This is a genomic window from Ancylobacter sp. (genome assembly GCF_965249975.1).
GTDB lineage: Bacteria > Pseudomonadota > Alphaproteobacteria > Rhizobiales > Xanthobacteraceae > Ancylobacter.
Window position 1 is genome coordinate 484437 of the sequence record NZ_CBDFNE010000020.1, and the last position, 23277, is coordinate 507713.

Annotated in this window: 20 protein-coding genes; 6 read left to right on the forward strand and 14 right to left on the reverse strand. The window is 68.9% G+C overall.

Annotation, left to right across the window (positions count from 1 at the left end; all coding sequences use genetic code 11):
• Nucleotides 1–51 precede the first annotated feature (51 nt).
• Nucleotides 52–2316, forward strand: a complete 2265-nt coding sequence (locus tag ACP2AH_RS20250; RefSeq protein WP_425107443.1) for a ComEC/Rec2 family competence protein — start codon at nucleotides 52–54, stop codon at nucleotides 2314–2316.
• Here the strand turns inward: ACP2AH_RS20250 and lexA are convergent.
• The 10 genes from lexA to ACP2AH_RS20300 all read right to left on the reverse strand — a co-directional run bounded on the left by lexA (nucleotide 2310) and on the right by ACP2AH_RS20300 (nucleotide 12168).
• Complete coding sequence (lexA, locus tag ACP2AH_RS20255; protein WP_244376422.1) at nucleotides 2310–3005, reverse strand: transcriptional repressor LexA; 696 nt, start codon at nucleotides 3003–3005, stop codon at nucleotides 2310–2312. The genes ACP2AH_RS20250 and lexA overlap by 7 nt on opposite strands.
• Before the next feature lie 148 nt (nucleotides 3006–3153).
• On the reverse strand, nucleotides 3154–3867 hold the full coding sequence (locus ACP2AH_RS20260) for a GntR family transcriptional regulator (RefSeq protein WP_425107444.1): 714 nt from the start codon (nucleotides 3865–3867) through the stop codon (nucleotides 3154–3156).
• 83 nt (nucleotides 3868–3950) lie between these two features.
• Nucleotides 3951–4337 carry an oxalurate catabolism protein HpxZ gene (gene hpxZ / locus ACP2AH_RS20265; RefSeq protein ID WP_425107445.1) on the reverse strand — a complete coding sequence of 129 codons (387 nt, stop codon included), beginning with the start codon at nucleotides 4335–4337 and terminating at the stop codon, nucleotides 3951–3953.
• Between the two features lie 56 nt (nucleotides 4338–4393).
• Nucleotides 4394–5614 (reverse strand): gephyrin-like molybdotransferase Glp, encoded by a 1221-nt coding sequence (glp, locus tag ACP2AH_RS20270; protein WP_425107446.1) that lies wholly within the window; start codon nucleotides 5612–5614, stop codon nucleotides 4394–4396.
• A gap of 10 nt (nucleotides 5615–5624) precedes the next feature.
• Nucleotides 5625–6110: a cyclic pyranopterin monophosphate synthase MoaC gene (gene moaC, locus ACP2AH_RS20275; RefSeq protein WP_425107447.1), complete on the reverse strand. Its 486-nt coding sequence runs from the start codon at nucleotides 6108–6110 to the stop codon at nucleotides 5625–5627.
• A gap of 3 nt (nucleotides 6111–6113) precedes the next feature.
• Nucleotides 6114–6929, reverse strand: coding sequence for an indole-3-glycerol phosphate synthase TrpC (gene trpC, locus ACP2AH_RS20280; RefSeq protein ID WP_425107448.1), 816 nt, complete (start codon nucleotides 6927–6929; stop codon nucleotides 6114–6116).
• Between the two features lie 9 nt (nucleotides 6930–6938).
• Complete coding sequence (trpD, locus tag ACP2AH_RS20285) at nucleotides 6939–7964, reverse strand: anthranilate phosphoribosyltransferase (RefSeq protein WP_425107508.1); 1026 nt, start codon at nucleotides 7962–7964, stop codon at nucleotides 6939–6941.
• Between the two features lie 32 nt (nucleotides 7965–7996).
• A complete protein-coding gene (locus tag ACP2AH_RS20290; protein WP_425107449.1) occupies nucleotides 7997–8605 on the reverse strand; it encodes an anthranilate synthase component II in 609 nt (202 codons plus the stop codon).
• 140 nt (nucleotides 8606–8745) lie between these two features.
• On the reverse strand, nucleotides 8746–10260 hold the full coding sequence (gene trpE / locus ACP2AH_RS20295) for an anthranilate synthase component I (protein WP_425107450.1): 1515 nt from the start codon (nucleotides 10258–10260) through the stop codon (nucleotides 8746–8748).
• A gap of 15 nt (nucleotides 10261–10275) precedes the next feature.
• Nucleotides 10276–12168 carry a SurA N-terminal domain-containing protein gene (locus tag ACP2AH_RS20300; RefSeq protein WP_425107451.1) on the reverse strand — a complete coding sequence of 631 codons (1893 nt, stop codon included), beginning with the start codon at nucleotides 12166–12168 and terminating at the stop codon, nucleotides 10276–10278.
• 186 nt (nucleotides 12169–12354) lie between these two features.
• Between ACP2AH_RS20300 and tpiA the strand changes: the two genes are divergently transcribed.
• From tpiA to ACP2AH_RS20320, 4 genes are all read left to right on the forward strand, one after another.
• Nucleotides 12355–13104 carry a triose-phosphate isomerase gene (gene tpiA / locus ACP2AH_RS20305; protein WP_425107452.1) on the forward strand — a complete coding sequence of 250 codons (750 nt, stop codon included), beginning with the start codon at nucleotides 12355–12357 and terminating at the stop codon, nucleotides 13102–13104.
• Between the two features lie 151 nt (nucleotides 13105–13255).
• On the forward strand, nucleotides 13256–13639 hold the full coding sequence (gene secG / locus ACP2AH_RS20310) for a preprotein translocase subunit SecG (protein ID WP_421700731.1): 384 nt from the start codon (nucleotides 13256–13258) through the stop codon (nucleotides 13637–13639).
• A gap of 116 nt (nucleotides 13640–13755) precedes the next feature.
• Entirely contained in the window at nucleotides 13756–15384 is a 1629-nt protein-coding gene (locus ACP2AH_RS20315; RefSeq protein WP_244376433.1) for a CTP synthase, read from the forward strand.
• A gap of 239 nt (nucleotides 15385–15623) precedes the next feature.
• Nucleotides 15624–16493 carry a VOC family protein gene (locus ACP2AH_RS20320; RefSeq protein WP_425107453.1) on the forward strand — a complete coding sequence of 290 codons (870 nt, stop codon included), beginning with the start codon at nucleotides 15624–15626 and terminating at the stop codon, nucleotides 16491–16493.
• Between the two features lie 95 nt (nucleotides 16494–16588).
• Here the strand turns inward: ACP2AH_RS20320 and ACP2AH_RS20325 are convergent, their stop codons facing one another.
• Together ACP2AH_RS20325 and ACP2AH_RS20330 are read right to left on the reverse strand one after the other, a co-directional pair.
• Nucleotides 16589–19108, reverse strand: coding sequence for a glycosyltransferase (locus ACP2AH_RS20325; protein ID WP_425107454.1), 2520 nt, complete (start codon nucleotides 19106–19108; stop codon nucleotides 16589–16591).
• A 334-nt stretch (nucleotides 19109–19442) separates the two neighbouring features.
• A complete protein-coding gene (locus ACP2AH_RS20330; RefSeq protein WP_425107455.1) occupies nucleotides 19443–19919 on the reverse strand; it encodes a hypothetical protein in 477 nt (158 codons plus the stop codon).
• 260 nt (nucleotides 19920–20179) lie between these two features.
• Between ACP2AH_RS20330 and ACP2AH_RS20335 the strand changes: the two genes are divergently transcribed.
• Nucleotides 20180–21805 (forward strand): beta-1,6-glucan synthase, encoded by a 1626-nt coding sequence (locus ACP2AH_RS20335; RefSeq protein WP_425107456.1) that lies wholly within the window; start codon nucleotides 20180–20182, stop codon nucleotides 21803–21805.
• On the opposite strand, the gene ACP2AH_RS20340 is transcribed toward ACP2AH_RS20335, so the two are convergent.
• Together ACP2AH_RS20340 and ACP2AH_RS20345 are read right to left on the reverse strand one after the other, a co-directional pair.
• Nucleotides 21765–22145, reverse strand: a complete 381-nt coding sequence (locus ACP2AH_RS20340) for a hypothetical protein (RefSeq protein WP_425107457.1) — start codon at nucleotides 22143–22145, stop codon at nucleotides 21765–21767. The genes ACP2AH_RS20335 and ACP2AH_RS20340 overlap by 41 nt on opposite strands.
• A 66-nt stretch (nucleotides 22146–22211) precedes the next feature.
• The gene (locus tag ACP2AH_RS20345; RefSeq protein WP_425107458.1) at nucleotides 22212–23174 is read right to left on the reverse strand and encodes a DMT family transporter; all 963 of its coding nucleotides are present in this window, start codon (nucleotides 23172–23174) and stop codon (nucleotides 22212–22214) included.
• Nucleotides 23175–23277 lie beyond the last annotated feature (103 nt).

Sequence of the window (23277 nt, forward strand, 5' to 3'; positions counted from 1 at the left end):
GCAGCGGTGCTCGGCGCGGCGGGGGCGCGCGGGCAGCCGGCGGCGGGCTGGTTGCCCGAGCTCTCCCTCGCGGGCCTCTGGCAGGCGCTAGCCGCAGCGCTGGCGCGCGAGCTCGAGGACCGGCGCGGCTTTCTTTTTCTTCCCCTCGGATTTGCCGCTGGCGCGGCGCTCTATTTCAGCGCCCCGCATGAGCCTCTGCCCTATGCCGGCTGGGTGCCGGCCCTGGGCTTTCTCGGCCTTGCGGTGCTGGCACGCGCCCGACCCTTCGCCTTTCATCTCTTCGCCATGCTCGCTGTGGTCGCCGCCGGCTTCGCGGTTGCGGCGTTGCAGGTGCAGCTGGTGGCGCATCCGGTATTGTCGACGACGCTCAACGCGGTCGAGGTGAGCGGCTATGTCGAAGCGGCGGAACTTCGCCCGCGCGGCAGCCGGATCACCCTCGCCGTCACCCGCCTGGAGCGCCCGCGCACCGATCCGCCGACGCGGGTGCGGGTGACGCTGGCGGGGCGGGAGCCGCCCGCCGTGGGCAGTCATGTGACGTTGCGGGCGACGCTCGCCCCGCCGCCGGGGCCGTCCTATCCCGGCGGCTTCGATTTCGGCCGGGCGATCTGGCTCGATGGCATCGGCGCCACGGGCTACGCGCTCGGACGGCCGCAACTGACGCCGGCCCTCGGCCCGCCGCCGCCGGGGCTGGCGCTCACCACCTGGCTCGACGGCACCCGCCGCGCCATCGCCGCGCGCATCCATGCGGCGCTGCCGGGGGAAGAAGGGGGCGTGGCGGTGGCGCTGGTGACCGGGCTGCGCGACACGGTGCCGGAGTCGATCGAGGAAAGCATGCGCATTTCCGGCCTGTCGCATGTGCTGTCGATCTCCGGCCTGCATATGGCGCTGGTGGCGAGCTCGGTATTCTTCCTCGCCCGGGCGTTGCTGGCGCTGGTGCCGGAATTCGCGCTTTACCGGCCGATCAAGGCCTGGGCAGCGCTGCCGGCCATGGCCTCGGCGAGCTTTTACCTTTTGCTGTCCGGCGCCGAGGTGCCGACGCAGCGCGCCTATGTGATGACGCTGCTGGTGCTCGCCGGAATCGTGCTCGGGCGGCCGGCGCTGACCGTGCGGACGTTGGCGCTGGCAGCATTGGCCCTGCTGGCGCTCTCGCCCCGGGCGGTGCTCGATCCCGGTGCGCAGATGTCGTTCGCCGCCACGCTGGGGCTGGTCGCCGCCTATCAGCGCTTTGGCCATCTCCTCACCGCCGTCCCCGCGCGGACGGGCCGGTGGATGGGCGTGCCGGCACGCCATGTCGCGGGGCTGGTGCTGGCCTCGCTGGCGGCAGGGCTGGCGACGGCGCCTTATGCCGCCTATCACTTCCAGCGACTGGCACCGCTCAGCCTGCTGGCCAATCTCGGCGCTGCGCCTGTGGTGTCGTTCATCGTCATGCCGGCCGGCCTCGCCGGGGCGGTTTTGATCCCGTTCGGCTGGGACGATCCGGCGTGGCGGCTGATGGGCTGGGGCCTCGCCCGCATGCGCGACATTTCCGACCTGGTCGCTGCGATGCCCGGCGCGGATCGCGGCGTGCCGGCGATGCCGGTGGCGAGCCTGGTGCTGATCAGCCTCGGGCTGGCCGTGCTGTGCCTCGCCCGCACCCGTCTGGTGCTGCTGGCGCCGGCGCTGGCCGCCTCAGGTCTCGCCATCGCCGCGATGGCGCCGCGTCCCGACCTCTATGTCGATACGGAGGCGCGAACGGTCGCGGTGCGGGGGAGGGACGGCGCACTCGCCGTGATGGGCGATCGTGACAGCGGCGTGAGCGGGCGCTTCGCCGTGGAGCAATGGCTGAGCGCGGATGGCGCGCGGTCACGCTTCGGCGCAAAGGACCTCACGGCCGCTGCCGCCTGCGACACGCTCGGCTGTACCCTCGCTCTGCCGGATGGGCGATTGGTGGCCCTGTCGCGCGACCGGGATTCGCTGGAGGATGATTGCCGCCTCGCCGCCGTGCTGGTGACGCCCTTCGCGCCGCCGCTGAACTGCGCGGCGACCGTGATCTACCGCGACCCCAGAACTTCTGTCGGCGGCGTCTCGGGCACGCTGCGGCCGGATGGTGGCCTCACCCTCGCCTTTGCCCGTGCCGCACCGGGCACACGGCCGTGGGAGCCGAAAGCCGCGTCGCCGCCGTCTCCCGCGAGCCCTGAAACAGCCACAGCGCCGCGGCACCGGACGCCGGCGCGGCCATCGGCCGATCCGCCGGAGATGGGCGCTGCGACCGACGCCACCAAGCCGGCGGACTTTGCCGCAGATGACGGACCACCGGCCGCCGACGACGCTCAGTAGCGCCGGAAAAGCCCCACAAGCTTGCCCTGGATGCGAACCCGGTCAGGGCCGAAAATCCGCGTCTCATAGGCGGGGTTGGCGGCTTCCAGCGCCACCGAGGCGCCCTTGCGGCGCAGACGCTTGAGAGTCGCTTCCTCGTCGTCGATCAGCGCGACGACGATCTCGCCGGTGCTGGCGGCGTCGCATTTGCGGATCAGCGCGAGGTCGCCGTCGAGAATGCCGGCCTCGATCATCGAATCACCGCGCACCTCCAGCGCGAAATGCTCCCCGCCCGACAGCATTTCCGGCGGCATGCTGATGGTGTGGTCGCGCGACTGGATGGCGGAGATCGGCGTGCCGGCGGCGATGCGGCCCATGACCGGGATCGGCACCACGCGCCGCTCCGAATCGTCGTCGGAGGGTGGCCGCACCTTGCCGAGATTTCCCTCGATCACATTGGGCGAGAAGGGGCGGGCGGGCTTCGGCGGCTGCGCGTCTTCCGGCAGGCGGACCACCTCCAGCGCTCGCGCCCGGTTTGGCAGGCGACGGATGAAGCCGCGCTCCTCCAGCGCCGTGATCAGCCGGTGGATGCCGGACTTCGACCGCAGGTCCAACGCCTCCTTCATCTCCTCGAAGGAGGGGGGCACGCCGTCCTTTTGGAGGCGTTCATTGATGAACAGAAGCAGCTCATGCTGTTTGCGGGTGAGCATCAAGACAACCCCGTCTGCCGGACGGCCCCGGAACGAAACAAATCACGAACAAAGACTAGCTGTTCTTATTGTGTTCCACAATGGGTAAAGAGAGGCTAAATACCTCCGGCACCTCTATTGGGGCGCGTCGGCGCTTCCCGTCGCGTCGTCACAGCGTCTGGGCGTATTGCTCATAGGCGTCGTGGACGATGGCGATATGATCGCGCATGGCGCTTGCCGCACCGTCGCGGTCGCCGCGCAGAACGGCGGTGGTCACCCGGTCGTGTTCGGCATGCGAGAGCGCGAGGCGGCCGAGCGCGCGGAACTGCGCGCGGCGGAACGGAGACAGGCGCCGTCGTGTCCCGAGCGTCAGTTCGATCAGATAATCGTTGTGGCTGCCGGCATAGACCGAGGTGTGGAACAGTTCATTGGCCTCGCGATAGGCGGCGAAATCCCCCAGCCGCATGAGTTCGCCCATTTCGGCGTGCAACTGTTCGAGTTGGCGGCGCTCGGGTGGCGCCATCTTGAGCGCGCACAGGCCGGCGCACAGCGCTTCCAGTTCGGCCATCACCTCGAACATGTTCTGCAGCCGCGCGACGCTGGGGCGCGCCACCACGGCGCCGCGATGCGGGCGCGCCTCGACGAGGCCGGAGGCGACGAGTTCACGCAGCGCCTCGCGCACCGGGGTGCGCGATACGCCGAAGCGGGCGGCGAGCGCGGTTTCATCGAGCGCCGAGCCGGGCGGCAGCGTGCCGCGGGTGATCTCGTCGGCAAGCTGCATGCGCAGCTCCTCTGCGCGCGTCGTGCGCCCCGGCCGGCCCGGCGCCGGTCGGGAGGGGGAGGCGGGCCGATTGAGCGGCAGGCGGACAGGCAGCACCGACATGAGCGAACACACGACCGACAGGCACGCCCGAATGCCGGGCGGCCATCGCATGTGTACCCGCCACGCCGGGCTTCACCAAGGGCTCAGAGAGGGTCGTCGATCACGCTGACATGGGCAGCCACCACTTTCCACCCCTCCGGCGTGCGCATCCAGGTCTGCATCTGCCGGCCGACCCGCCCCGGCGCGGTCTCCCGCCGGAACAGGGTGGAGGCCACCGCCATGTCGCGGCCATAGGTGGTGATCACCGTGCCGTCGAGCGTCCGTTCCAGCCCGGCCGGCGAGCGGGCGGCCCGGAAGGCGCGGATCGCCGCGATGCCATAGAGATTCTCGCCCCCGCCATAGCGCAGGGTGCGGGCATCGTCCCAGAACAGAGCGTCGAGTTCGGCGACATCATTGGTCACAAGCGCCCGCTCATAGCGCTCGAAGGCGGCGCGGACTTCGGCCACCACCTCGGGAAGATCGATGTCCATGCGCAGCCCCCCATTCGCCAGCCAAGCGTTGAGAACACAGGCGCGGCGGGGCGGCGTCAATCCTCCAGCCGCAGAATCTCGCACGGTTCCCCGGCCAGAGCCGCCGGCGCGTGTGGGCGGCGGACGAGCAGCACATCGGCGCGGGCGAGGTTGCGCAGCATGGAGCTGTCCTGCACCGACAGCGGCCGCACCAGCGGCACGCCCTCCGCGTGGCCGACGATCTCGGCGCGCTGGAAATCCATGCGCTGCTCGTTCGCCTTCACGTCCCCGGCCAGCCGGGCCGGCTCCAGCGCGGGATGGGCCGGCACGGCCAGTCCCTGCAGCGCCTTGATGAGCGGCACGAGGAACAGCAGCGCGCAGACATGGGCGGAAACCGGGTTGCCCGGTAACCCCAGAACCTGCGTGCGCGTCGCGCCGGAACGGCCGAACATCAGCGGCTTGCCCGGCCGCAGCGCGATCTTGTGCACGGCGAGGTCGACCCCCTGCGCGGTGAGCGCGGGGGCGATGAGGTCATGGTCGCCCACCGAGGCGCCGCCCGTCGTCACCAGCACGTCGAAGCCGCCGTCGAGCGCCGCCCGCACGCCGTGCTGCGTCGCCGCCATCGTGTCGGGCAGAATGCCGAGATCGACCACCTCCGCTCCGGCGCCACGGGCGAGGGCGGCGACGGAGTAGATGTTGGAGACGATCACCTGATGCGCCCCCGCGCCTGCGCCCGGCCGCACCAGCTCGTCGCCGGTGGACAGCAGCGCAACACGCGGGCGGCGCACCACGGATACAACGTCGACATCGCCTCCGGCGACAAGAGCGAGGTCGCGCGCGCGCAGGCGGTGGCCGGCGGGCAGCAGCGTCTCACCAGAGGCAAAGTCGCCGCCGGCGCGACGGATGTGGCGGCCGGGCGTCGCCGCTTCCGTGACCGTGACGACATCGCCCGCGCGGCGCGTGTCTTCCTGAATGACGATGGCATCGGCGTCCTGCGGCAGCACGGCGCCGGTGAAGATGCGGACCGTGGTGCCGGGCAGCACCGCGCCGGCAAAGGGCCGGCCGGCGGCGGATTCGCCGATGACGGTGAGCGTTGCTCCGCTGTCGGCGGCATCTTGTGCCCGCAACGCGTAGCCATCCATGGCGGAAACGTCGGCGCCCGGCGTGGTACGGCGGGCGATCACCGGCGCGGCCAGCACCCGGCCGGCGACGGCCTCCAGCGGCACGGTTTCGGCGCCGAGCGGCGCGGCGGTGGAGAGAAGGAGGGACAGCGCCTCCTCGACCGGCATCAATGCCATGGTTCTCTCCTTAATCGGCTTTCCAATGGCCGGAACGCCCGCCGGCCTTTTCCAGCAGGCGGACATTCTCGATCCGCATGCCCCTGTCCACCGCCTTGGCCATGTCGTAGATGGTGAGGCCGGCCACGGTGACGGCGGTGAGCGCTTCCATCTCAACGCCAGTCTGGCCCGCGGTGCGCACGGTGGCGCGGATGATGAGGCCGGGCAAAGCGGGGGCAGGCTCGATCTCCACCGCAACCTTGGACAGCAGCAGCGCGTGGCAGAGTGGGATCAACTCATGGGTGCGCTTGGCCGCCATGATGCCGGCGAGCCGCGCCGTGCCGATCACATCGCCCTTCTTGGCGTTGCCGGAGAGGATGAGGTCGAGCGTCTCCGCCTGCATTGTCACCTGACCCTCCGCCACCGCCACGCGGTCGGTTACCGCCTTGTCGGCGACATCGACCATGTGCGCGGCGCCGGCGGCGTCGAGATGGGTGAGGCGGGGCGTGTCGCTCATCGCTTAGCCGGCCGCGCGCGCGGGCAGGGCGGGGGCGAGAAGGGCGCGCGTCGCCGCCGCCACATCCGCCTGCCGCATCAGGCTTTCACCGACAAGGATGGTGCCGATGTTCACCTGCGCCAGCCGGGCGATGTCGTCGGGCGTGAAGATGCCGCTCTCGCCGACGATCACCCGGTCCGCCGGGATGCGCGGGGCGAGGCGCTCGGAGGTTTCCAGCGTCACGTCGAAGGTGCGCAGGTTGCGGTTGTTGATGCCGACCAGCTTCGCCGGCAGCCTCAAGGCGCGGTCGAGTTCGGCGTCGTCATGCACCTCGACCAGCGCGTCCATGCCGAGGCCGTGGGCGGTCTCGACGAGGTCGAGCGCCAGTGCGTCGTCGACCGAGGCCATGATGACGAGGATGCAGTCCGCGCCCCAGCTGCGCGCCTCGAACACCTGATAGGTGTCGTAGAGGAAATCCTTGCGCAAAGCCGGCAGAGCGCAGGCGGCGCGAGCGGCGACGAGGAATTCCGGGGCGCCCTGGAAGGAGGGGCCGTCGGTGAGCACGGACAAACACGCCGCGCCGCCGGCCTCATAGGCCTTCGCCAGCGCGGGCGGGTCGAAATCGGCGCGAATCAGTCCCTTGGACGGGCTGGCCTTCTTGATCTCCGCGATCAGCGCGGTGCGGCCTTCGGCGATCTTCCCCTCGATCGCCCGCAGGAAGCCGCGCGCCGGCGGCTGCGCCTCGGCGCTCGCGCGCACCTGCGCAAGCGGCCGCTCGCGCTTGGCGGTGGCGATCTCCTCGCGCTTATAGGCGCCGATCTTTTCCAGAATGTCGGCCATGGCGCCCTCCTATTCCGCCGCCGCCAGCGCCGAGGTGGCGATCAGGCGGTCGAGCGCCGCGGCGGCATGGCCGCCCGTGAGGCTGGCGCGGGCCAGCTCCAGCCCGGCACCGAGGTCGTCCGCCTTGCCGGCGACGACCAGCGCGGCGGCGGCATTGAGCAGCGAGACGTCAGCATAGGCGCTCGGCTCGCCCGCCAGCACGGCGCGCAGCGCCAGCGCATTGGCGGCGCCATCGCCGCCCTTCAGCGCCTCCGGCGTCGCGCGGGCGAGGCCGAATTGTTCCGGCGTGATCTCGAAGCTGCGGATGGTGCCATCCTTCAGCTCGGCCACCTGGGTCGGGCCTGTCGTGGTGATCTCGTCGAGCCCGTCGGAGCCATGCACCACCCAGGCATGGGCCGACCCCAGCGTGCGCAGCACTTCGGCGAGCGGCTCGACCCAGGTGCGGGCGAACACGCCGACCATCTGACGAGTCACGCCGGCGGGATTCGACAGCGGGCCGATGAGGTTGAAAATGGTGCGCGTGCCCATTTCCACCCGCGTCGGGCCAACATGCTTCATCGCCGGGTGATGGGCCGGGGCGAACATGAAGCCGATGCCGGCCTCGCGAATGCAGGTGGCGATCTGCTGCGGCGTCAGGTCGATCTTCACGCCGAGCGCCATCAGCACATCCGCCGCGCCGGATTTGGAGGACAGCGCGCGGTTGCCGTGCTTGGCCACCGGCACGCCGGCGCCGGCGACGATGAAGGAGGCGCAGGTGGAAATGTTGTAGGAGCCGGAGGCATCGCCCCCGGTGCCGACCACGTCCACCGCCTCCGCCGGCGCGTCCACCCGCAGCATCTTGGAGCGCATGGTGGTGACGGCGCCGGCGATCTCCTCGATCGCCTCGCCACGCACCCGCAGCGCCATGAGGATGGCGCCGATCTGGGAGGGCGTCGCCTCGCCCGACATCATCACGTCGAAGGCGGCGGCGGCTTCCGCGCGCGTCAGCGTGGTGCCGGTCGCCAGCTTGCCGATAATGGGCTTGAGATTGTCCATCTGGCTCTGCGTCCCCGCCTGTTGTGCCGCGCTCACGCCGCCCGCTCCCGGCCGGGGCCGGCATTCCACGCGCGCGCGAGATCGAGGAAATTCTTGAGAATGGTGCGGCCGTGCTCGGAGGCGATGCTTTCCGGGTGAAACTGCACCCCGTGAACGGGCAGCGTGGTGTGCGACAGGCCCATGATGAGACCGTCATCGGTCTCGGCCGTCACCGCCAGCGTGTCGGGCAGCGTGTCGCGCTTCACCACCAGCGAGTGGTAGCGCGTCGCCTTCAACGGGCCGTTGATGCCATGAAACACGCCGTCATTGCGGTGGTGGATTTCCGACAGCTTGCCATGGATCGGCTGCGGCGCGCGCACCACGTCGCCGCCGAACACCTGCCCGATGGCCTGGTGGCCGAGGCAGACGCCGAACACCGGCACGCCTTCCTTCGCCGCGCGCTCGATCAGCGCGCAGGAAATGCCGGCCTCGTTGGGGGTCGCCGGGCCGGGCGAGATGACGATCGCCTCCGGCTTCAGCGCCATCGCCTCGTCGACGGTGAGCGTGTCGTTGCGGCGCACCTCCACCTCGGCGCCGAGCCCGCCAATGTAGTGGACGAGGTTCCAGGTGAAGCTGTCGTAATTGTCGATGAGCAGGATCATCGTGCGTCCATCCGCCGGCCTGATGCTGGCTGTGAGAAGGTCTAGGGGCTGTTCCGGCGCGGGGTCAAGCCGCGCCGCCGGGCGATGGTGTCTATCGCCAGCCCCGCCATCGCTCGTGGCGCGGATCCCTGCTCATGGCCTTACTGCCCCCTGCCGGCCCGGGCGGCGAAGCGCACGGCTTCCTCGCCGGCGCGGAACAGCGCCTTGGCCTTGTTGACGCATTCCTGCAATTCGCTCTCCGGCACGGAATCATAGACGATGCCGGCGCCCGCCTGCACATACATCCGCCCGTCCTTCACCACGGCGGTGCGCAGCACGATGCAGGTGTCCATCTCGCCATCGGCGCCGAAATAACCGATGGCGCCGGCATAAATGCCGCGCTTGTCGCGCTCCAGCTCGTCGATGATTTCCATCGCCCGCACCTTCGGCGCGCCGGACACCGTGCCGGCGGGGAAGCCGGCGGCCAGCGCGTCCAGCGCATCGCGGCGCGGGTCGAGCGCGCCTTCGACATTGGAGACGATGTGCATGACCTGGCTGTAGCGCTCGATGAAGAAGCTGTCGGTGACTTCGACCGTACCGATCTTCGCCACGCGGCCGACATCGTTGCGGCCGAGATCGAGCAGCATCAGATGTTCGGCCCGCTCCTTCGGGTCGGCGAGGAGTTCCTCCCCCAGCGCCTTGTCCTCATGCGGTGTGGCGCCGCGCCGGCGGGTGCCGGCGATCGGGCGGATGGTGACGGTGTCGTTGCGCAGACGCACCAGGATTTCCGGGCTGGAACAGACCAGCGAGAAGCCGCCGAAGTTGAAATAGACGAGGAACGGCGCCGGGTTGATCCGCCGCAGTGCCCGGTAGAGCGAGAAGGGCGGCAGCGCGAAGGGCGCCTCGAAGCGCTGGGAGAGCACTACCTGGAAGATGTCGCCGGCGCGGATGTATTCCTTCGCCCGCTCGACCATGTCACGATAGGCCGCTGGCTCGGTGTTGGACTGCGGCTCCACCGCCTCGTGGAACGCGTCTTCCGAGGGCAGGTTGGGCAGCGCGCTGTCGAGGGCGGCGACCACCTTCTCCAGCCGCTCGCGCGCTGCTTCATAGGCGGCGGTGGCGGTTACGTCCTGCGTCGGGCGCACGGGGGTGACGACGGTAATTTCGTCGCGCACCGCGTCGAACACCACCATGACGGTGGGGCGGATGAAGATCGAATCCGGCACGTCGATGACATCGGGCTTGGGCGCGGGAAGCCGCTCCATCTGCCGCACCATGTCGTAGCCGAGATAGCCGAACACGCCCGCCGCCATGGGCGGGGCGCCTTCGGGCAGATGAATGCGCGATTCCTCCACCAGCCGGCGCAGCGAGACCAGCGGCTTGTCCGGGCAGGGCTCGAAGGCGTCGGCGTCGCTGGCGGCGCGGCGGTTGATCTCCGCCTTGTCGCCATGGCAGCGCCAGATCACATCGGGCTCGATACCGATCATCGAATAGCGCCCGCGCGTGGCGCCGCCCTCGACCGATTCGAGCAGGAAGCTGTTCGGCCGCTCGCCGGCGATCTTGAGGAAAGCCGAGACCGGTGTTTCGAGATCGGCGATGAGCGTGGTGGTGACCACCTGCGCCTCGCCGCGCTGATAGGCGGCGGCGAAATCCGCCGCTTCGGGAGTGAGGCTCATGACCCGCGTTCCGCCTCAGTTCACCGCGTCGGTGCCGACGATCTGGTCGAGCGCGGCACGGTTGATGCGGGCGCCGAGCCGGGTCTGCAGCTCGACCAGATACTCCGTCATCAGGTCGTTCTCCATGCTCGTCCGCAGGTCGGACAGCAGCTTCTCGTCGGTGGCGGCAGTGGCCGCCGGCACGACGGCGCGCAGTACCTGGAACAGCAGCCGGCTGTCGCCGCCCTCGGCGAGCGCGCTGCCGACGCCACCCTCGGGCGTCTCGAACACGGCGGCCATGATGTCCTGCGGCACGCCGTCGGCGGTGCGGCCACGGCGCAGGCCGTTGGCGGCGCGCAGTTCGAGCCCGGCCTCGGTCACGGCCTGGTCGAAGGGGGTGCCGCCGGCGATCTTGGCCTTGATCTCCTCGACCTTCTTGTCGAGGGCCTGCGCGGCCTGGTCCTGCTTCCAGCGCTCCAGCACCTGTGCGCGCGCCTCCTCGAAGCTGCGGTCGCGCGGCGGGGTGATCTCATCGACCTGGTACCAGACATAGCCGCCATTCTGCGGCAGCTGGACGGGTTCGTTCTCCTCGCCGACCGCGGTGGCGAAGGCGCCGCGCAGCACGTCCGAGCGTGCGGGGAAGGAGGCAATCGCGCTGCCGTCCGGGGTCTGGCCCTGAACGCTGGTGTCGAAATTCTGCAGGGTAAGCCCGAACTTGCCGGCGATCTCGGCGAGTTGCGCGCCGCCGGCACGCTCGTCCTCGATCTTGTCATAGGTCGCGAGCATGGCCCGGCGGGCGGCATTGACCTGCAGCGCCGCCTTGATCGCCGGCGCGACTTCCGCCAGCGGCTGCACGCTGCCGGGGGTGATGGCGCCGATATGGACGATGACCGGGCCGAAGCGGCCGGCGACGACATCGCTGGTGCCGTTGGCGGGCAGGGAGAAAGCGGCGTCGGCCACCTGGCGGTCGATGATGTCGGCGCGGGAGACCTCGCCGAGATCGACATCCTTGGCGCTCAGCTTGCGCTCGGCGACGATGTCGGCAAAGGCCGTGCCGGCCTTGATGCGGTCGGCGGCGGCCTTGGCTTCGTCCTCATTGGGGAAGACGAGCTGCTGCACGACGCGCTTTTCCGGCGTGCCATAGGTGGAGAGATTGGCGTCGTAGGCGGCCTTGACCTCGGCGTCGGAGACCGTTTCGCTGGCCGCCAGCGCTTCGGGGGTGAGCGCCAGCACGCCGATCTTGCGATATTCCGGCGCGCGGAAGGCGACCTTGCGTTCGTCGAAGAATTTGCGCAGCTCCTCGTCCGACGGATCGGCCGGGGCGGCGAGCGAGGCCGGCGTCAGCATCGCGTAATTGACCGAGCGCTCCTCGCCCTCGTAGCGGGCAAGCGCGCCCTTGAGCACGGCCGGCACTTCAATGCCGCCGCCCAGCGACTGGATCAGCTGCTGGCGCAGCGCCAGCGCCCGCTCGGCGGCGACGAAGCGCGCCTCGGTGAAGCCGTTGGAGCGCAGGAGCTGGTTGAAATAGGCGGGATCGAAACTGCCGCTCGGGCCATGGAAGGCCGGGTTCGACTGCACCCGCCGCGCGATCTCCTCATCCGACAGGGCGAGGCCGAGCGCCTTCGCCTGATCGTTGAGCGCCGCCTCGGCCAGCTGCTCGTTCAGCAGCTGGTCGGGAATGCCAAAGGCCCGCGCCTGATCGGGCGTGATGCCGCGCTTGAGCTGCTGGCTGATCTGCTGCAGCCGCTCCTGATACAGCTGCCGGAACTCCGGCACCGTGATTTCGGTGTCGCCGATGGTCGCCAGCGTCTGGCTTCCGAAGCCGCGGAACACGTCGGCGATGCCCCAGACCGCGAAGCTGAGGATGAGGAGACCCATCAGGATCTTGGCGACAATTCCGGAAGCGCTCTTACGCAGGGTCTCAAGCATATGATTCTCGTCTGGCGTCGTGCGGGCGACGGCCCGGGGCGCGAAAGGCGCGCATAATAGGGAGGCGTCCCCGTCGCCGCAACGGCACTTCTGCGCGCTTCCCGCGACGAAAGCCGCTGCACAGGCGACCTTGCTCTGTTAAGAGGCGGGGCGCGGAGCTTTCAGAGTGCAGGAGCTTGGAACGGTATGAAGATGCGTCGTCCGCTGGTCGCCGGCAATTGGAAGATGAACGGCCTCAAGGGCTCGCTCGCCGAGTTTGCTGCCATCGTCGAAGGCTATGACGCCGGGCTGGCGGCCAAGGCCGACCTGCTGGTCTGCCCGCCGGCGACACTGCTCACCGCGTTCGCGGCTGCGGCAGGCGCTGTCGGCGTCGGCGGACAGGACTGCCACGCCAAGCCCTTCGGCGCCCATACCGGGGACATCGCCGCCGAGATGCTGGCCGATGCCGGGGCGCGCGCCGTCATCGTCGGTCACTCCGAGCGGCGTCAGGACCATCGCGAGAGCAATGGCCAGGTGCGTGCCAAGGCCGAGGCGGCGCGCCGCGCGGGCCTCATCGCCATCGTCTGCGTCGGCGAGACGCGCGAGGAGCGTGAGGCCGGGCAGGCGCTCGATGTGGTGCGTGGCCAGCTGGAAGGCTCGATCCCCGACGGTGCCACCGCCGCCGATCTGGTCGTGGCCTATGAGCCGGTCTGGGCGATCGGGACCGGCCTCACCCCCACCAATGACGACATCGCCGAGATGCACGCCGCGCTGCGCGAGGCGCTCACCGCGCGCTTCGGCGCCGAGGGAGAGGGTTTCCGCCTGCTTTATGGCGGCTCCGTGAAGCCGGAGAACGCGCGCGAGATTCTCGCCGTGCCGGATGTCGACGGCGCGCTGGTCGGTGGCGCCAGCCTGAAGGCGGAGTCTTTTCTCGCCATTGCGCGCGCCTATCTGTAAGGCGGCGACTTCCAGCCGCCCGCCAACAATCCCTGTGGTCGGGCGGCTGGAAACGCCGGGCGCAATCGTGTAGGAACGCGCCCAACACGTGCGGCGGGCGAGTTCAGGATTGGGCTCGCGTGCCGCTGCATGAGCATTTTGAAGGCGTCAGATGCAAACCGTACTCATCGTCATCCATCTCATGGTCGTGCTGGCCCTGATCGGCGTGGTGCTGATTCAGCGTTCCGAAGGGGGCGGGCTCGGCATTGGCGGCGGGGGAGGCGGTGGCGGCGGCTTCTTCAGCGCCCGTGGGACGGCGAATGTGCTGACCCGCGCAACGGCGATTCTGGCGGGGCTGTTCTTCGTCACCAGCCTGTCGCTCACCATTCTCGCCGGCTGGGGTCGCGGTCCGACGACGATTTTCAACGCCCCGGCCGCCGTTCCCGGTGCGCCCTCGGCTCCCGCTCCCGGCGGCTCCGTGCTGGACCAGCTCAACGCCGCCCAGCCCGCGCCGCCGGCCGCTCCCGCCGCGCCGCAGGCTCCGCAGTCGCAGTGATAACGGCGCCGCGTCGACAAGCGTCGGCGCGGCCCTCGGTTTAGCCACAGGCGGGCGCCCGTTCGGCAAGGCGGGCCCTCGTCGAATCGCGTTTTTGCCGGTAGAAACCAAAACCCATGGCGCGCTACATCTTCATCACCGGCGGCGTCGTGTCCTCGCTTGGCAAGGGCCTCGCCTCCGCCGCACTCGGTGCATTGTTGCAGGCCCGTGGGTACAAGACCCGGCTGCGCAAGCTCGACCCCTATCTCAACGTCGATCCGGGCACGATGAGCCCGTATCAGCACGGCGAAGTCTTCGTCACCGATGACGGCGCCGAGACCGATCTCGATCTCGGCCATTATGAGCGTTTCACCGGCCGTCCCGCGACCAAGCAGGACAACATCACCACCGGGCGCATCTATCAGGACATCCTCACCAAGGAGCGGCGCGGCGACTATCTCGGCGCCACCATCCAGGTGATTCCGCACGTCACCAACGCCATCAAGGACTTCGTGCTTTCGGGCAATGAGGGCTACGACTTCGTGCTGGTAGAGATCGGCGGCACGGTCGGCGACATCGAGGCGATGCCGTTCCTGGAGGCGATCCGCCAGATCGGCAACGAACTGCCGCGCCGGCACTGCATCTATATCCACCTCACTTTGCTGCCCTTCATCCCGTCCGCCGGCGAACTGAAGACCAAGCCGACGCAGCATTCGGTGAAGGAGCTGCGATCCATCGGCATCGCGCCGGACATCCTGCTCTGCCGCACCGACCGCGAGATCCCGCGCGAGGAGCGCCGCAAGCTCGGCCTGTTCTGCAATGTGCGCGAAAGCGCGGTGATCGAGGCGCGCGATGCCGACAGCATCTATGCCGTGCCCTCGGCTTATCACGAGGCCGGGCTCGACACGGAAGTGCTGGCGGCCTTCGGCATCGAGCCGGCGCCCGAACCGGATCTGACGCGCTGGAAGAAGGTGGAAGCCGGCATCCGCAACCCGGAAGGCTCGGTCACCATAGCCATTGTCGGCAAGTACACGGGGATGAAGGACGCCTATAAGTCCCTCATCGAAGCGCTGACCCATGGCGGGCTCGCCAACAATATGCGCGTCAATCTCGACTGGATCGAGAGCGAGATTTTCGAGCGCGAGGACCCCGCACCCTTCCTTGAGCACGTCCATGGCATTCTCGTGCCGGGCGGCTTCGGCCAGCGCGGCGCCGAGGGCAAGATCCGTGCGGCCCAGTTCGCCCGCGAGCGGCGCGTGCCCTATCTCGGCATCTGCTTCGGCATGCAGATGGCGGTGATCGAGGCGACGCGGAACCTGGTTGGGGTGGAGAAGGCCAATTCGACCGAATTCGGCCCCACGGAGGAGCCGGTGGTCGGCCTGCTCACCGAATGGCTGCGTGGCAATGAGCTGGAAAAGCGCGGCATTGGCAGCGACCTCGGCGGCACCATGCGGCTCGGCGCCTATCCCGCCGCGCTGGCTGAAGGCAGCCGGGTGGCGGAGATTTATGGCGACACCTCGATCTTCGAGCGCCATCGCCACCGCTACGAGGTCAACATGGCCTATCGCGAGCGGCTGGAAGCCTGCGGCATGCTGTTCTCCGGCCTCTCGCCGGACGGGCTGCTGCCGGAGATCATCGAGTATCCCGATCACCCCTGGTTCGTCGGCGTTCAGTTCCATCCCGAACTGAAGTCGCGCCCCTTCGAACCGCACCCGCTCTTCGCCTCCTTCATCGGCGCGGCGGCGGTGCAGAGCCGGCTGTTCTGAGCGCTGGCGGGCGTATCGTCGCCCGCATTCGGCGCGCCCTGCCAAGGGGCGCGCCGCGCCGCGCCGGTCCGGACAGGCGCGCGGCATGCGGCTGATCCCTGTCCGGGCCCGTCACCCTTCCCAGGCTCGCCCCCTCGCCGATAGTCGAGGCTGGTTCACCAGCCGTTGGCGTGCTCTGATGGCGGCCGGGATTCTCGCTCGGGGCGGCATGTGCCGGGCAAGCAGGGGAGAAGGTGCTGGTGGAGCGCGGTCTTGATCACGTCGTCCATGTCGTCCGCGACCTCGAGGCGGCGGGCGAACTCTACGACATGCTCGGCTTCACGGTCGGCACCCGCAACCGCCATCCCTGGGGCACCGACAACCGCATCGTGCAGCTGCCGGGTTTCTTCGTCGAATTGCTTGAGATTGCCGACGCCGAGAAGATCCCGCCGCAGGACGTGACGCGCTTTTCCTTCGGCGCCTTCAACCGCGATTTTCTCGCCGAGGTCGGCCCCGGCCTCTCCATGCTGGTGCTGGAAGGGCGTGACGCCGCCATCGACAAGTTGGAATTCGACACGGCCGGGATCGGCGGCATCGACCTGTTCAGCTTCGAGCGCGAGGGCAAGCGGCTCGACGGCGTGGGCGTCAAGGTCGCCTTCAACCTTGCCTATGCACGCGATCCGGCTTCGCCGCATGCCGGCTTCTTCACCTGCCAGCAGCTCTTCCCGGAAAATTTCTGGTCCGTGGATCTGCAGCGGCACATGAATGGCGCGCAGGGCGTGGTGGGGGTGGTGATGACTGCCGCCGATCCGGCGACCCATACCGGCTTTCTCGCGGATTTCGCCGGCATGGATGCGCGGCGGGCCGTCGAGGGCTGGTACATTCTCAAGACCCCGCGCGGTGATATCGACGTGATGAGCGACGCGCTGTTCACCCAGCGCTTCGGGGTGCCGGCGCCGTCCGGCCCGGGGCTGCGCCTCGCCGCCCTGCGCTTCGGGGTCGCGGATATGGACCGGCTGCGCCGGCGGGTGTCGTCCTCGCGCATGTCGGTGGAGGATATTGAAGGCGTGGTTGTGGTCGGCCCGAAGGCGGCGCTGGGGGCGACGCTGGTGTTCGAAGCGGCAGCCTGAACCCTCGGTTCCTCAGACGAAAAGCAAAAGCCCCGGAATCGCTTCCGGGGCTTTCTTTATTCACGACGCGAGGAGGGCGGAGCCCTCCAGCGGTATCAGCCGATCTCCTCCGGCAGCGCCTGCGGCTGGGCCGCACGGCCCGGCAGCAGCGCCATCGCGCGGCCGCGCAGGGCGCGCCAGGTGGCGAAGGAGTTGAGCGTCGAACCTTCCAGCCAGCCAATGCCGGCGGCCGCCAGGAAGGGCAGGCTCTGGATCGCCAGCGCCAAGGCGAACAGATCGACTTCCACCACGGCGTGCCAGTTGGTCAGCCGCAGGCCGATGGCGGCGAGCATCAGCCCGGCGCCGATGATCGCTTCCGGCAGCGCCGGGAAGGCGCGGGCGGCGTCGGCCAGCCACGAGCCCTTGGCGGTGCGGGCGAAGGCGAGATCCTTGTAGCGGAAGCTGTCATAGACCGCCTTGGCCACGGTGAACTGCACCGCCATCGCCGCAAACGCCGCGCCGATCATGCGCACCGGCGTCGTGGCGACGCGCAGGCGGTAGAGCGCGATGAAGTGCAGCAGATAGATGCCGAAGCAGAACACGATCGGGATGGTGAGAATGCGCTGCGGCACGGCGATGCCGAGCCCGAGCACGAAGGGAACCCAGAGCAGCGACAGGATCGCCACCAGCGCGCCAACGCTTTCCGAGCCGAGCCAGCTCATCCAGCCGATGCTGAACTCGCGGCGCTGCGCCGGGGTCAGACGGGTGCCGGCATTGGGCAGCATGCGGCGCCAGTGCTTCTTGATGATCTGCATGCCGCCATAGGCCCAGCGGTGGCGCTGCTTCTTGAACGAGGCGAAGTCGTCCGGCAGCAGGCCCCAGCCATAGCGCTCATTGGTGTAATGGCTCTTCCAGCCGCGCTCGACGATGGCGAGGCCGAGATCGGTGTCCTCGCAGATCGTGTCGCTCGACCAGTCGCCGGCCTCAACCATGGCGGCGCGGCGCATCAGGCACATGGTGCCATGAACGACGATGGCGTCATGCTCGTTGCGCTGGACCATGCCGATGTCGAAGAAGCCGGCATATTCGCTGTTCATCGCCTCGTGCAGCAGGCTGCGATCGGCGTCGCGGTGGTCCTGCGGCGCCTGGACGATGCCGACGGTCGGGTCCTCGAAGGTCGGCACGAGGTGCATCAGCCAGTTCGGATCGACGACATAGTCGGCGTCGATGATGCCGATGATCTCGGCGTCCGGCGCGGTCTGCAGCATGGCCTCGCGCAGCGCGCCGGCCTTGAAGCCCGCGACTTTGGGCAGGTTGATGAACTTGAAGCGCTCACCGAGCTCGCGGCAATGGGCCTCGATCGGTTCCCAGAAGGCCGGGTCCGGCGTGTTGTTGATGATGACCAGGCATTCGAAGTTCGGCCAGTTCAGCCGGGCGACGCTGTCGAGCGTCTGCTTCAGCATCTCCGGCGGCTCCTTATAGGCCGGGATGTGGATCGATACCTTGGGCGTGCGCGAGGGCGCGGACGCGTTCTCCTTGCGCAGCAGCCGGCGCGGGGTGCGGCCGAAGGCGATGGTGGAGAGTTCCTCCACCCGGTAGAGCATGACGATGACGAGCGGCACCAGCAGCACGAGGCTGACGACCATGGTTACCATGTTGCCGCCGACGACATAATGCGTCAGCCAGTGATCGGTGACGGTCGCCACCCAGGCGCCGGCAAGGTTCGCCGCGCCGACCATGACCAGCGCCTGCGGCAGGGTGAGGCGGGCGAAGCGGAACACCGGCAGCGAGAAGGCGATGCCGAGCAGCAGGGCGATGGCGGCGGTGGCGTTGTAGGTCGAGGGGGTGATCGGGCCAGCCATCGGGAACTTGGCGACGCGGTTGGCGTCGAGAATGCCCCAGTACTGGCCGACGCTGCCCTCGAAGCTCTTCCACGGCGCGTCGAACGCCTCGATGAGGTTGTACTCGATGCCGAGCGCGTCGGCGCGGGCGGCGAAGGTGCGGATGATCTGCGCCTGTTCGACCTCGCCAGGGATGGCGCTGTCGCGGTTATAGCCCTGGCTGGGCCAGCCGAACTCGGCGATGACGATGCGCTTGCCGGGATAAGTGGCGCGCAGGCGGTCATAGATGGCGATGGTGTGGTCGACTACCTGCTCCGGCGTCACGCCTTCCCAATAGGGCAGCATGTGAGCGGCGATGTAGTCGACGGCGGAAACCAGCTCGGGATGGTCGAGCCACACGTCCCAGGTCTCGCCGGTGGTTACCGGCACATTGGTCTCGCGCTTCACGCGGCGGATCGTTTCGATCAACTGCTCGGGCGTGCGCTCGGCGCGCAGGATCGACTCGTTGCCGACCACGATGCCGACGACGTTGGAATTCTTCTTCGCGACTTCGATGGCGTTGGTGATTTCGCGCTCGTTGCGCGCCTCGTCCTCGTCCAGCCAGGCGCCGACCGTGGTCTTCAGCCCCTTCTCGGCGGCGATCTTCGCCACCAGGTCGAGATTGCCGGTCGAGGCATAGGTACGCACGCCGCGCGTATAGGGCGCCACCGCCTCCACATCGGCGCGGATCTGCGCCTCGGTGGTCGGCTCACCCTTATCCGGGTTGGCGTCGCGGCCATAGGGCGCGAACGACATGCTTTGGAAGCGATCGGGTGCGGCGGGAGCGGAAACCTCCTGACGCAGAGCCAGCCAGACAAAGGCATGGACGCACGTCACAACCGCAACAACTGCGGCAGCGACACGAATGGCGGGGCGCATGAGACAAACCCACGATAAAGGGGAGGCTGACAGGTGGATTATAATACAGTTTCAACGCACGTGCAGCACGATCTTTGCCGCGGCGCGCCAAAGCGCGTCACGCCTGCCGACAATGCCGCTCTGCAGCGGAGAATGCGTCAGTGGGAGAATGGTTCCCCACTATGGCGGCCGCATGACGCGCCGATGACGCGCCGGGGGCCGCGACGCGGATTCATTGCGCAGGTGCAGCAGGCGCCGGCGTCGCGGTGGCAGGCTGAGCGTCGGGGTTGACCCAGCAGGCATGCACGCGCTCGGACAGGCGCTCCTGCGCCTTGCTGTCGATATTGCCCTGACGGACGAGGCAGCGGAACGCGATCTTCAGATGCTCGGTCGGGCAGCCGAAGCGCTCATAGAGTTCGAGATGCCGGCGGGCGGTGTCGATGTCGTCGCGCCACAGCAGCATGGCGATCCGGCGCCCGGACCACACGCATTCCGGCAGGCCGGCATTGCCCGGCAGCTTGGCCGCCTCGGCATATTCCTCCACCGAGCGGCGCTGCGCCTCTTCCTTCGCCTGTTCCTCCGGCGACTTCTGTTCGGCGGCCTTCTGCTCCGGGGGAGCGCTTTGCGCCCACGCGCCGCCGGCCGCTGCAGACATCAGGATCAGGCCACCGAACAGGGCGGCGGCGAAGGGACGTACGGAGCACACCATGGGAGAAACGTCACACGCAAAAGAGGAAACACCGGACCGGCGAAGACAGTAGGAGAAGCAATCGAATTTGTCAGCATGACGGCGGGTGCCGAGCGCCGCAGGCAGCGCAAAATTTCATAGCTTTGCACACGGCTCTTGCCGTGGCCGCAAAGCCCCGTTACCCGGCAGGGTGGGCGAGCGTTGAACACCGTGCCCACGCCCTTCGACGAAGCCCCTCGCGACCGAGCCCGCTCGGCGCGTCCCTGGCGGAGATGTCTCGCATGCGACTGCCCCTTGCCCTCGCCGCCCTCGTCTGCGCGGCGATTGTCGCTGTCTGGGCGTGGCTCGGGCAGCCGGTGCCGGCACCCTTCGCCCCGATGGCGGCGAGCGAGAAGCTTCCCTGCGTCTCCTATGCCCCGTTCCGGCCCGGGCAGAGCCCGTTCACCGAGGATGTGGCGTTCTCCCCGGAGCAGATCGACGACGATCTGGCCCGCCTGTCCAAGATCACACAGTGCGTGCGGACCTATTCCTCGATCCAGGCTGGCCTTGCCGCCGTGCCGGAGCTCGCCCGCAAGCACGGCCTCGCCGTGCTCCAGGGCATCTGGATCGCCGCCGATCCCGTGCGCAACCGCGCCGAGATCGAAGGCGGCATCAAGGCGGCGAAGGAGAACCCGGATGTCGTCAAAGCGGTCATCGTCGGCAATGAGGTTCTGCTGCGCGGCGAGCAATCGGCCAATGACATTGCCGGCTTCCTGAAAGAGGTGAAGGCAAAGATTCCGCCGGAAGTCCCCGTCACCTATGCCGATGTCTGGGAGTTCTGGGAGCGCAACCGCTCGCTCGCGGATTCGGTGGACTTCGTCACCGTCCACATCCTGCCCTTCTGGGAAGACATGCCGGTGCCGGCCGAGGACTCCGTCGCCCATCTCGGCGAGATCCGCGAGCATGTCGGCGAGATCTTCGCCGGCAAGGACATTCTCATCGGCGAGACCGGCTGGCCGAGCGAGGGCCGCATGCGCGAGGGGGCGCTGCCCTCACCGTCCAACCAGGCCAATGTGATTCAGGAATTGCTGGCGCTGGCCAAGGCCAAGAACTACCGGCTCAACGTCATCGAAGCTTTCGACCAGCCGTGGAAGCGGGTGCTTGAAGGCACGGTCGGCGGCCATTGGGGCTTCCTCGACGCCTATACGCGCGAATTCAAATTCACCTGGGGTGAGCCGGTCTCCGACCATCCCTATTGGATGGCGCAGGCGGCGCTTGGCGTAGGCTTCGCCGGCGTCCTGTTCGCGCTCGCCGGCTGGGCCGGGCGGCGCGCGGGCGGGCGGCCGCTCGGCGCGCGGGAATGGTCGGCGGTGGCCGGCATCGCCTTCTTCGCCGGGCTGATGATCGGCCGGCTTCTGGCATCGGTGCCTGCGGAGAGTCTGGGCGTCGGCGGCTGGATTCGCGGCGCGGCGCTCGTTGGGCTGGCGCTGCTGGTGCCGGCGGCCTGCGCGGTCGCGGTCGGGCGGCGCACCCGCCTCATCACCCTGACGTTGGCGCTCAACAGCGAGGCGACGCCCGGCGCGCCCTTCTTCGACCGCTGCCTGGCGCTGGTGCTCGCCGCCTCGATCGTGCTCGCCGCGCAGATCGGCTTCGGGCTGGTGTTCGATCCGCGCTACAAGGATTTCCAGTTCGCCGGGCTGACGCCGATCATCACGGCCTTCGCCTTCTACGCCGTGGTCGCCGGGCCGGGACGCGTCACCGAGGGACGGCAGGCGGAGGCGATCGCCGCCGGGCTGTTCCTCGCCGCCGGCCTCTATGTGCCGCTCAACGAGACGCTGGCGAACTGGCAGGCGCTGTGGACCGGCAGCCTGTTCGTCGTGCTGGCCCTTACCCTCTGGCGCCTCGCCACGGCCGGGCGAAGGATATGAGCAGCAGCCCGCCGGCAAGACCGGCGAGGTTGTTGTTGTAGACCACCAGCCCGGCGCAGGTCGCCATCAGCGCCAGGGTGAACATGACAAGCGAGGGGCGGATCAGCTGGAGGATGGCGCCGATCAGCGCGGCGATGCCGAAGGCCGACTGGCTGAACAGGGCGATCACCGTCCCCCGCGTCTCGCAGGTCAGGGTTTCCAGCGTCCGGCAGGCAAGACCGACCGAGGACTGTTCCAGCAGCGCATAGCGGACATAGATCGCCCAGCCGAGGGCAAAGGCGCCGAGCGCGATCATGACATTGGCGGCGCGGGCGCTGGGCAGGAAGCTGCGATGGGCCACGGTGTCGGTCCTTCTGCGGCGGGCGTTTGTCGGCAGGCCGCTGCATCGCATGCCACGGCCGGGCGATCAATCCGCCGGGCGCGGCGCGGGTTCCCGCCGCCGGGTGGCGAGGATTACCCCGCCGAGAATCAGCACGAAACCGGCGGCGTGGTAGAGGTGCAGTTCCTCGCCCAGCAGCAGCACCGCCAGCAGCACGCCATAGACCGGCATGAGATAGAGCACGTTCGCCGTCACCGGCGCGCCGGCCACCTTGATCGCATACTGGAACAGACCGAAAGCCAGCACGGACGGGAAGATGGCGAGAAAGGCGATCGAGCCCCACGCTTCCAGCGTCCACGGCGTCGCCGCCCCGCTCGCCGCTTCCCACAGCGCCAGTGGCGCCAGCAGCAGCGTGCCGGCAATGGCATTGGCGGCGAAGGCGGTCTGTCCGCCGAGCTGGCTCAGCGGCCCCTGCCGCAGCATCAGCGAATAGATCGCCCAGGCGACCGCCGCCACGAAGATGCCGAGATCGCCGCTGTTGAACTGCAGCCCGAGCAACCGGCCCAGCTCACCATGCACGGCGATCAACGCGATGCCGGCGAATCCTGCCAGAGAGCCGATCAGCTGGATCGCCGGCAGTCTCTGGCGCTTCAGCAGCGCGTCCAGCACCACGATCATCAGCGTGGCGGTGGTATAGATGAGCGTTGCATTGGCGGCGGTGGTGTGCCGGAGCGCGACATAGACATTGCCGCCGCACAGCACCATGCCGAAAAAGCCCAGCAGCAGCACGCGCCACCATTCCCGCCGCAGCAGTTCGCGATGGCGCAGCAGCGCGCCCGCCGTCAGCGGCAGGAGTATCGCCACCGCCAGCAGCCAGCGCCAGAAGGCCAGCGACCAGGGCGGCACCAGCTCCGCCACCGCGCGGCCGACGATGAGGTTGGTGGAAAAGAACAGCGGCATCGCCAGCAGCGCCGCGATCGCCCAGGGGTCGTGCGCGAGGCCGGGCGCGGCGGGTGGGGAATCGCGGCGTGTGTCGGGGCGAGAGTCCATGGCGCGTGGTGATACACGCTTCCCCGCCCGCCGTCGCGGGCTCGACAGGCGCCGAGAACGCCGGGCGGTCTTTTCGCTTCGTTCGCGTCGGGCTAGATAGCGC

Excerpts from the sequence above, each read along its gene's own strand:
- ACP2AH_RS20330 (WP_425107455.1), bottom strand. The coding sequence starts at position 19,919 with ATGGTGTGCTCCGTACGTCCCTTCGCCGCCGCCCTGTTCGGTGGCCTG.
- ACP2AH_RS20315 (WP_244376433.1), top strand. The coding sequence starts at position 13,756 with ATGGCGCGCTACATCTTCATCACCGGCGGCGTCGTGTCCTCGCTTGGC.
- trpD (WP_425107508.1), bottom strand. The coding sequence starts at position 7,964 with ATGGACAATCTCAAGCCCATTATCGGCAAGCTGGCGACCGGCACCACG.
- hpxZ (WP_425107445.1), bottom strand. The coding sequence starts at position 4,337 with ATGGACATCGATCTTCCCGAGGTGGTGGCCGAAGTCCGCGCCGCCTTC.
- glp (WP_425107446.1), bottom strand. The coding sequence starts at position 5,614 with ATGGCATTGATGCCGGTCGAGGAGGCGCTGTCCCTCCTTCTCTCCACC.
- lexA (WP_244376422.1), bottom strand. The coding sequence starts at position 3,005 with ATGCTCACCCGCAAACAGCATGAGCTGCTTCTGTTCATCAATGAACGC.
- ACP2AH_RS20290 (WP_425107449.1), bottom strand. The coding sequence starts at position 8,605 with ATGATCCTGCTCATCGACAATTACGACAGCTTCACCTGGAACCTCGTC.
- trpE (WP_425107450.1), bottom strand. The coding sequence starts at position 10,260 with ATGAGCCTCACTCCCGAAGCGGCGGATTTCGCCGCCGCCTATCAGCGC.
- moaC (WP_425107447.1), bottom strand. The coding sequence starts at position 6,110 with ATGAGCGACACGCCCCGCCTCACCCATCTCGACGCCGCCGGCGCCGCG.
- secG (WP_421700731.1), top strand. The coding sequence starts at position 13,256 with ATGCAAACCGTACTCATCGTCATCCATCTCATGGTCGTGCTGGCCCTG.
- ACP2AH_RS20345 (WP_425107458.1), bottom strand. The coding sequence starts at position 23,174 with ATGGACTCTCGCCCCGACACACGCCGCGATTCCCCACCCGCCGCGCCC.
- tpiA (WP_425107452.1), top strand. The coding sequence starts at position 12,355 with ATGAAGATGCGTCGTCCGCTGGTCGCCGGCAATTGGAAGATGAACGGC.
- ACP2AH_RS20300 (WP_425107451.1), bottom strand. The coding sequence starts at position 12,168 with ATGCTTGAGACCCTGCGTAAGAGCGCTTCCGGAATTGTCGCCAAGATC.
- ACP2AH_RS20335 (WP_425107456.1), top strand. The coding sequence starts at position 20,180 with ATGCGACTGCCCCTTGCCCTCGCCGCCCTCGTCTGCGCGGCGATTGTC.
- trpC (WP_425107448.1), bottom strand. The coding sequence starts at position 6,929 with ATGGCCGACATTCTGGAAAAGATCGGCGCCTATAAGCGCGAGGAGATC.
- ACP2AH_RS20260 (WP_425107444.1), bottom strand. The coding sequence starts at position 3,867 with ATGTCGGTGCTGCCTGTCCGCCTGCCGCTCAATCGGCCCGCCTCCCCC.
- ACP2AH_RS20325 (WP_425107454.1), bottom strand. The coding sequence starts at position 19,108 with ATGTCGTTCGCGCCCTATGGCCGCGACGCCAACCCGGATAAGGGTGAG.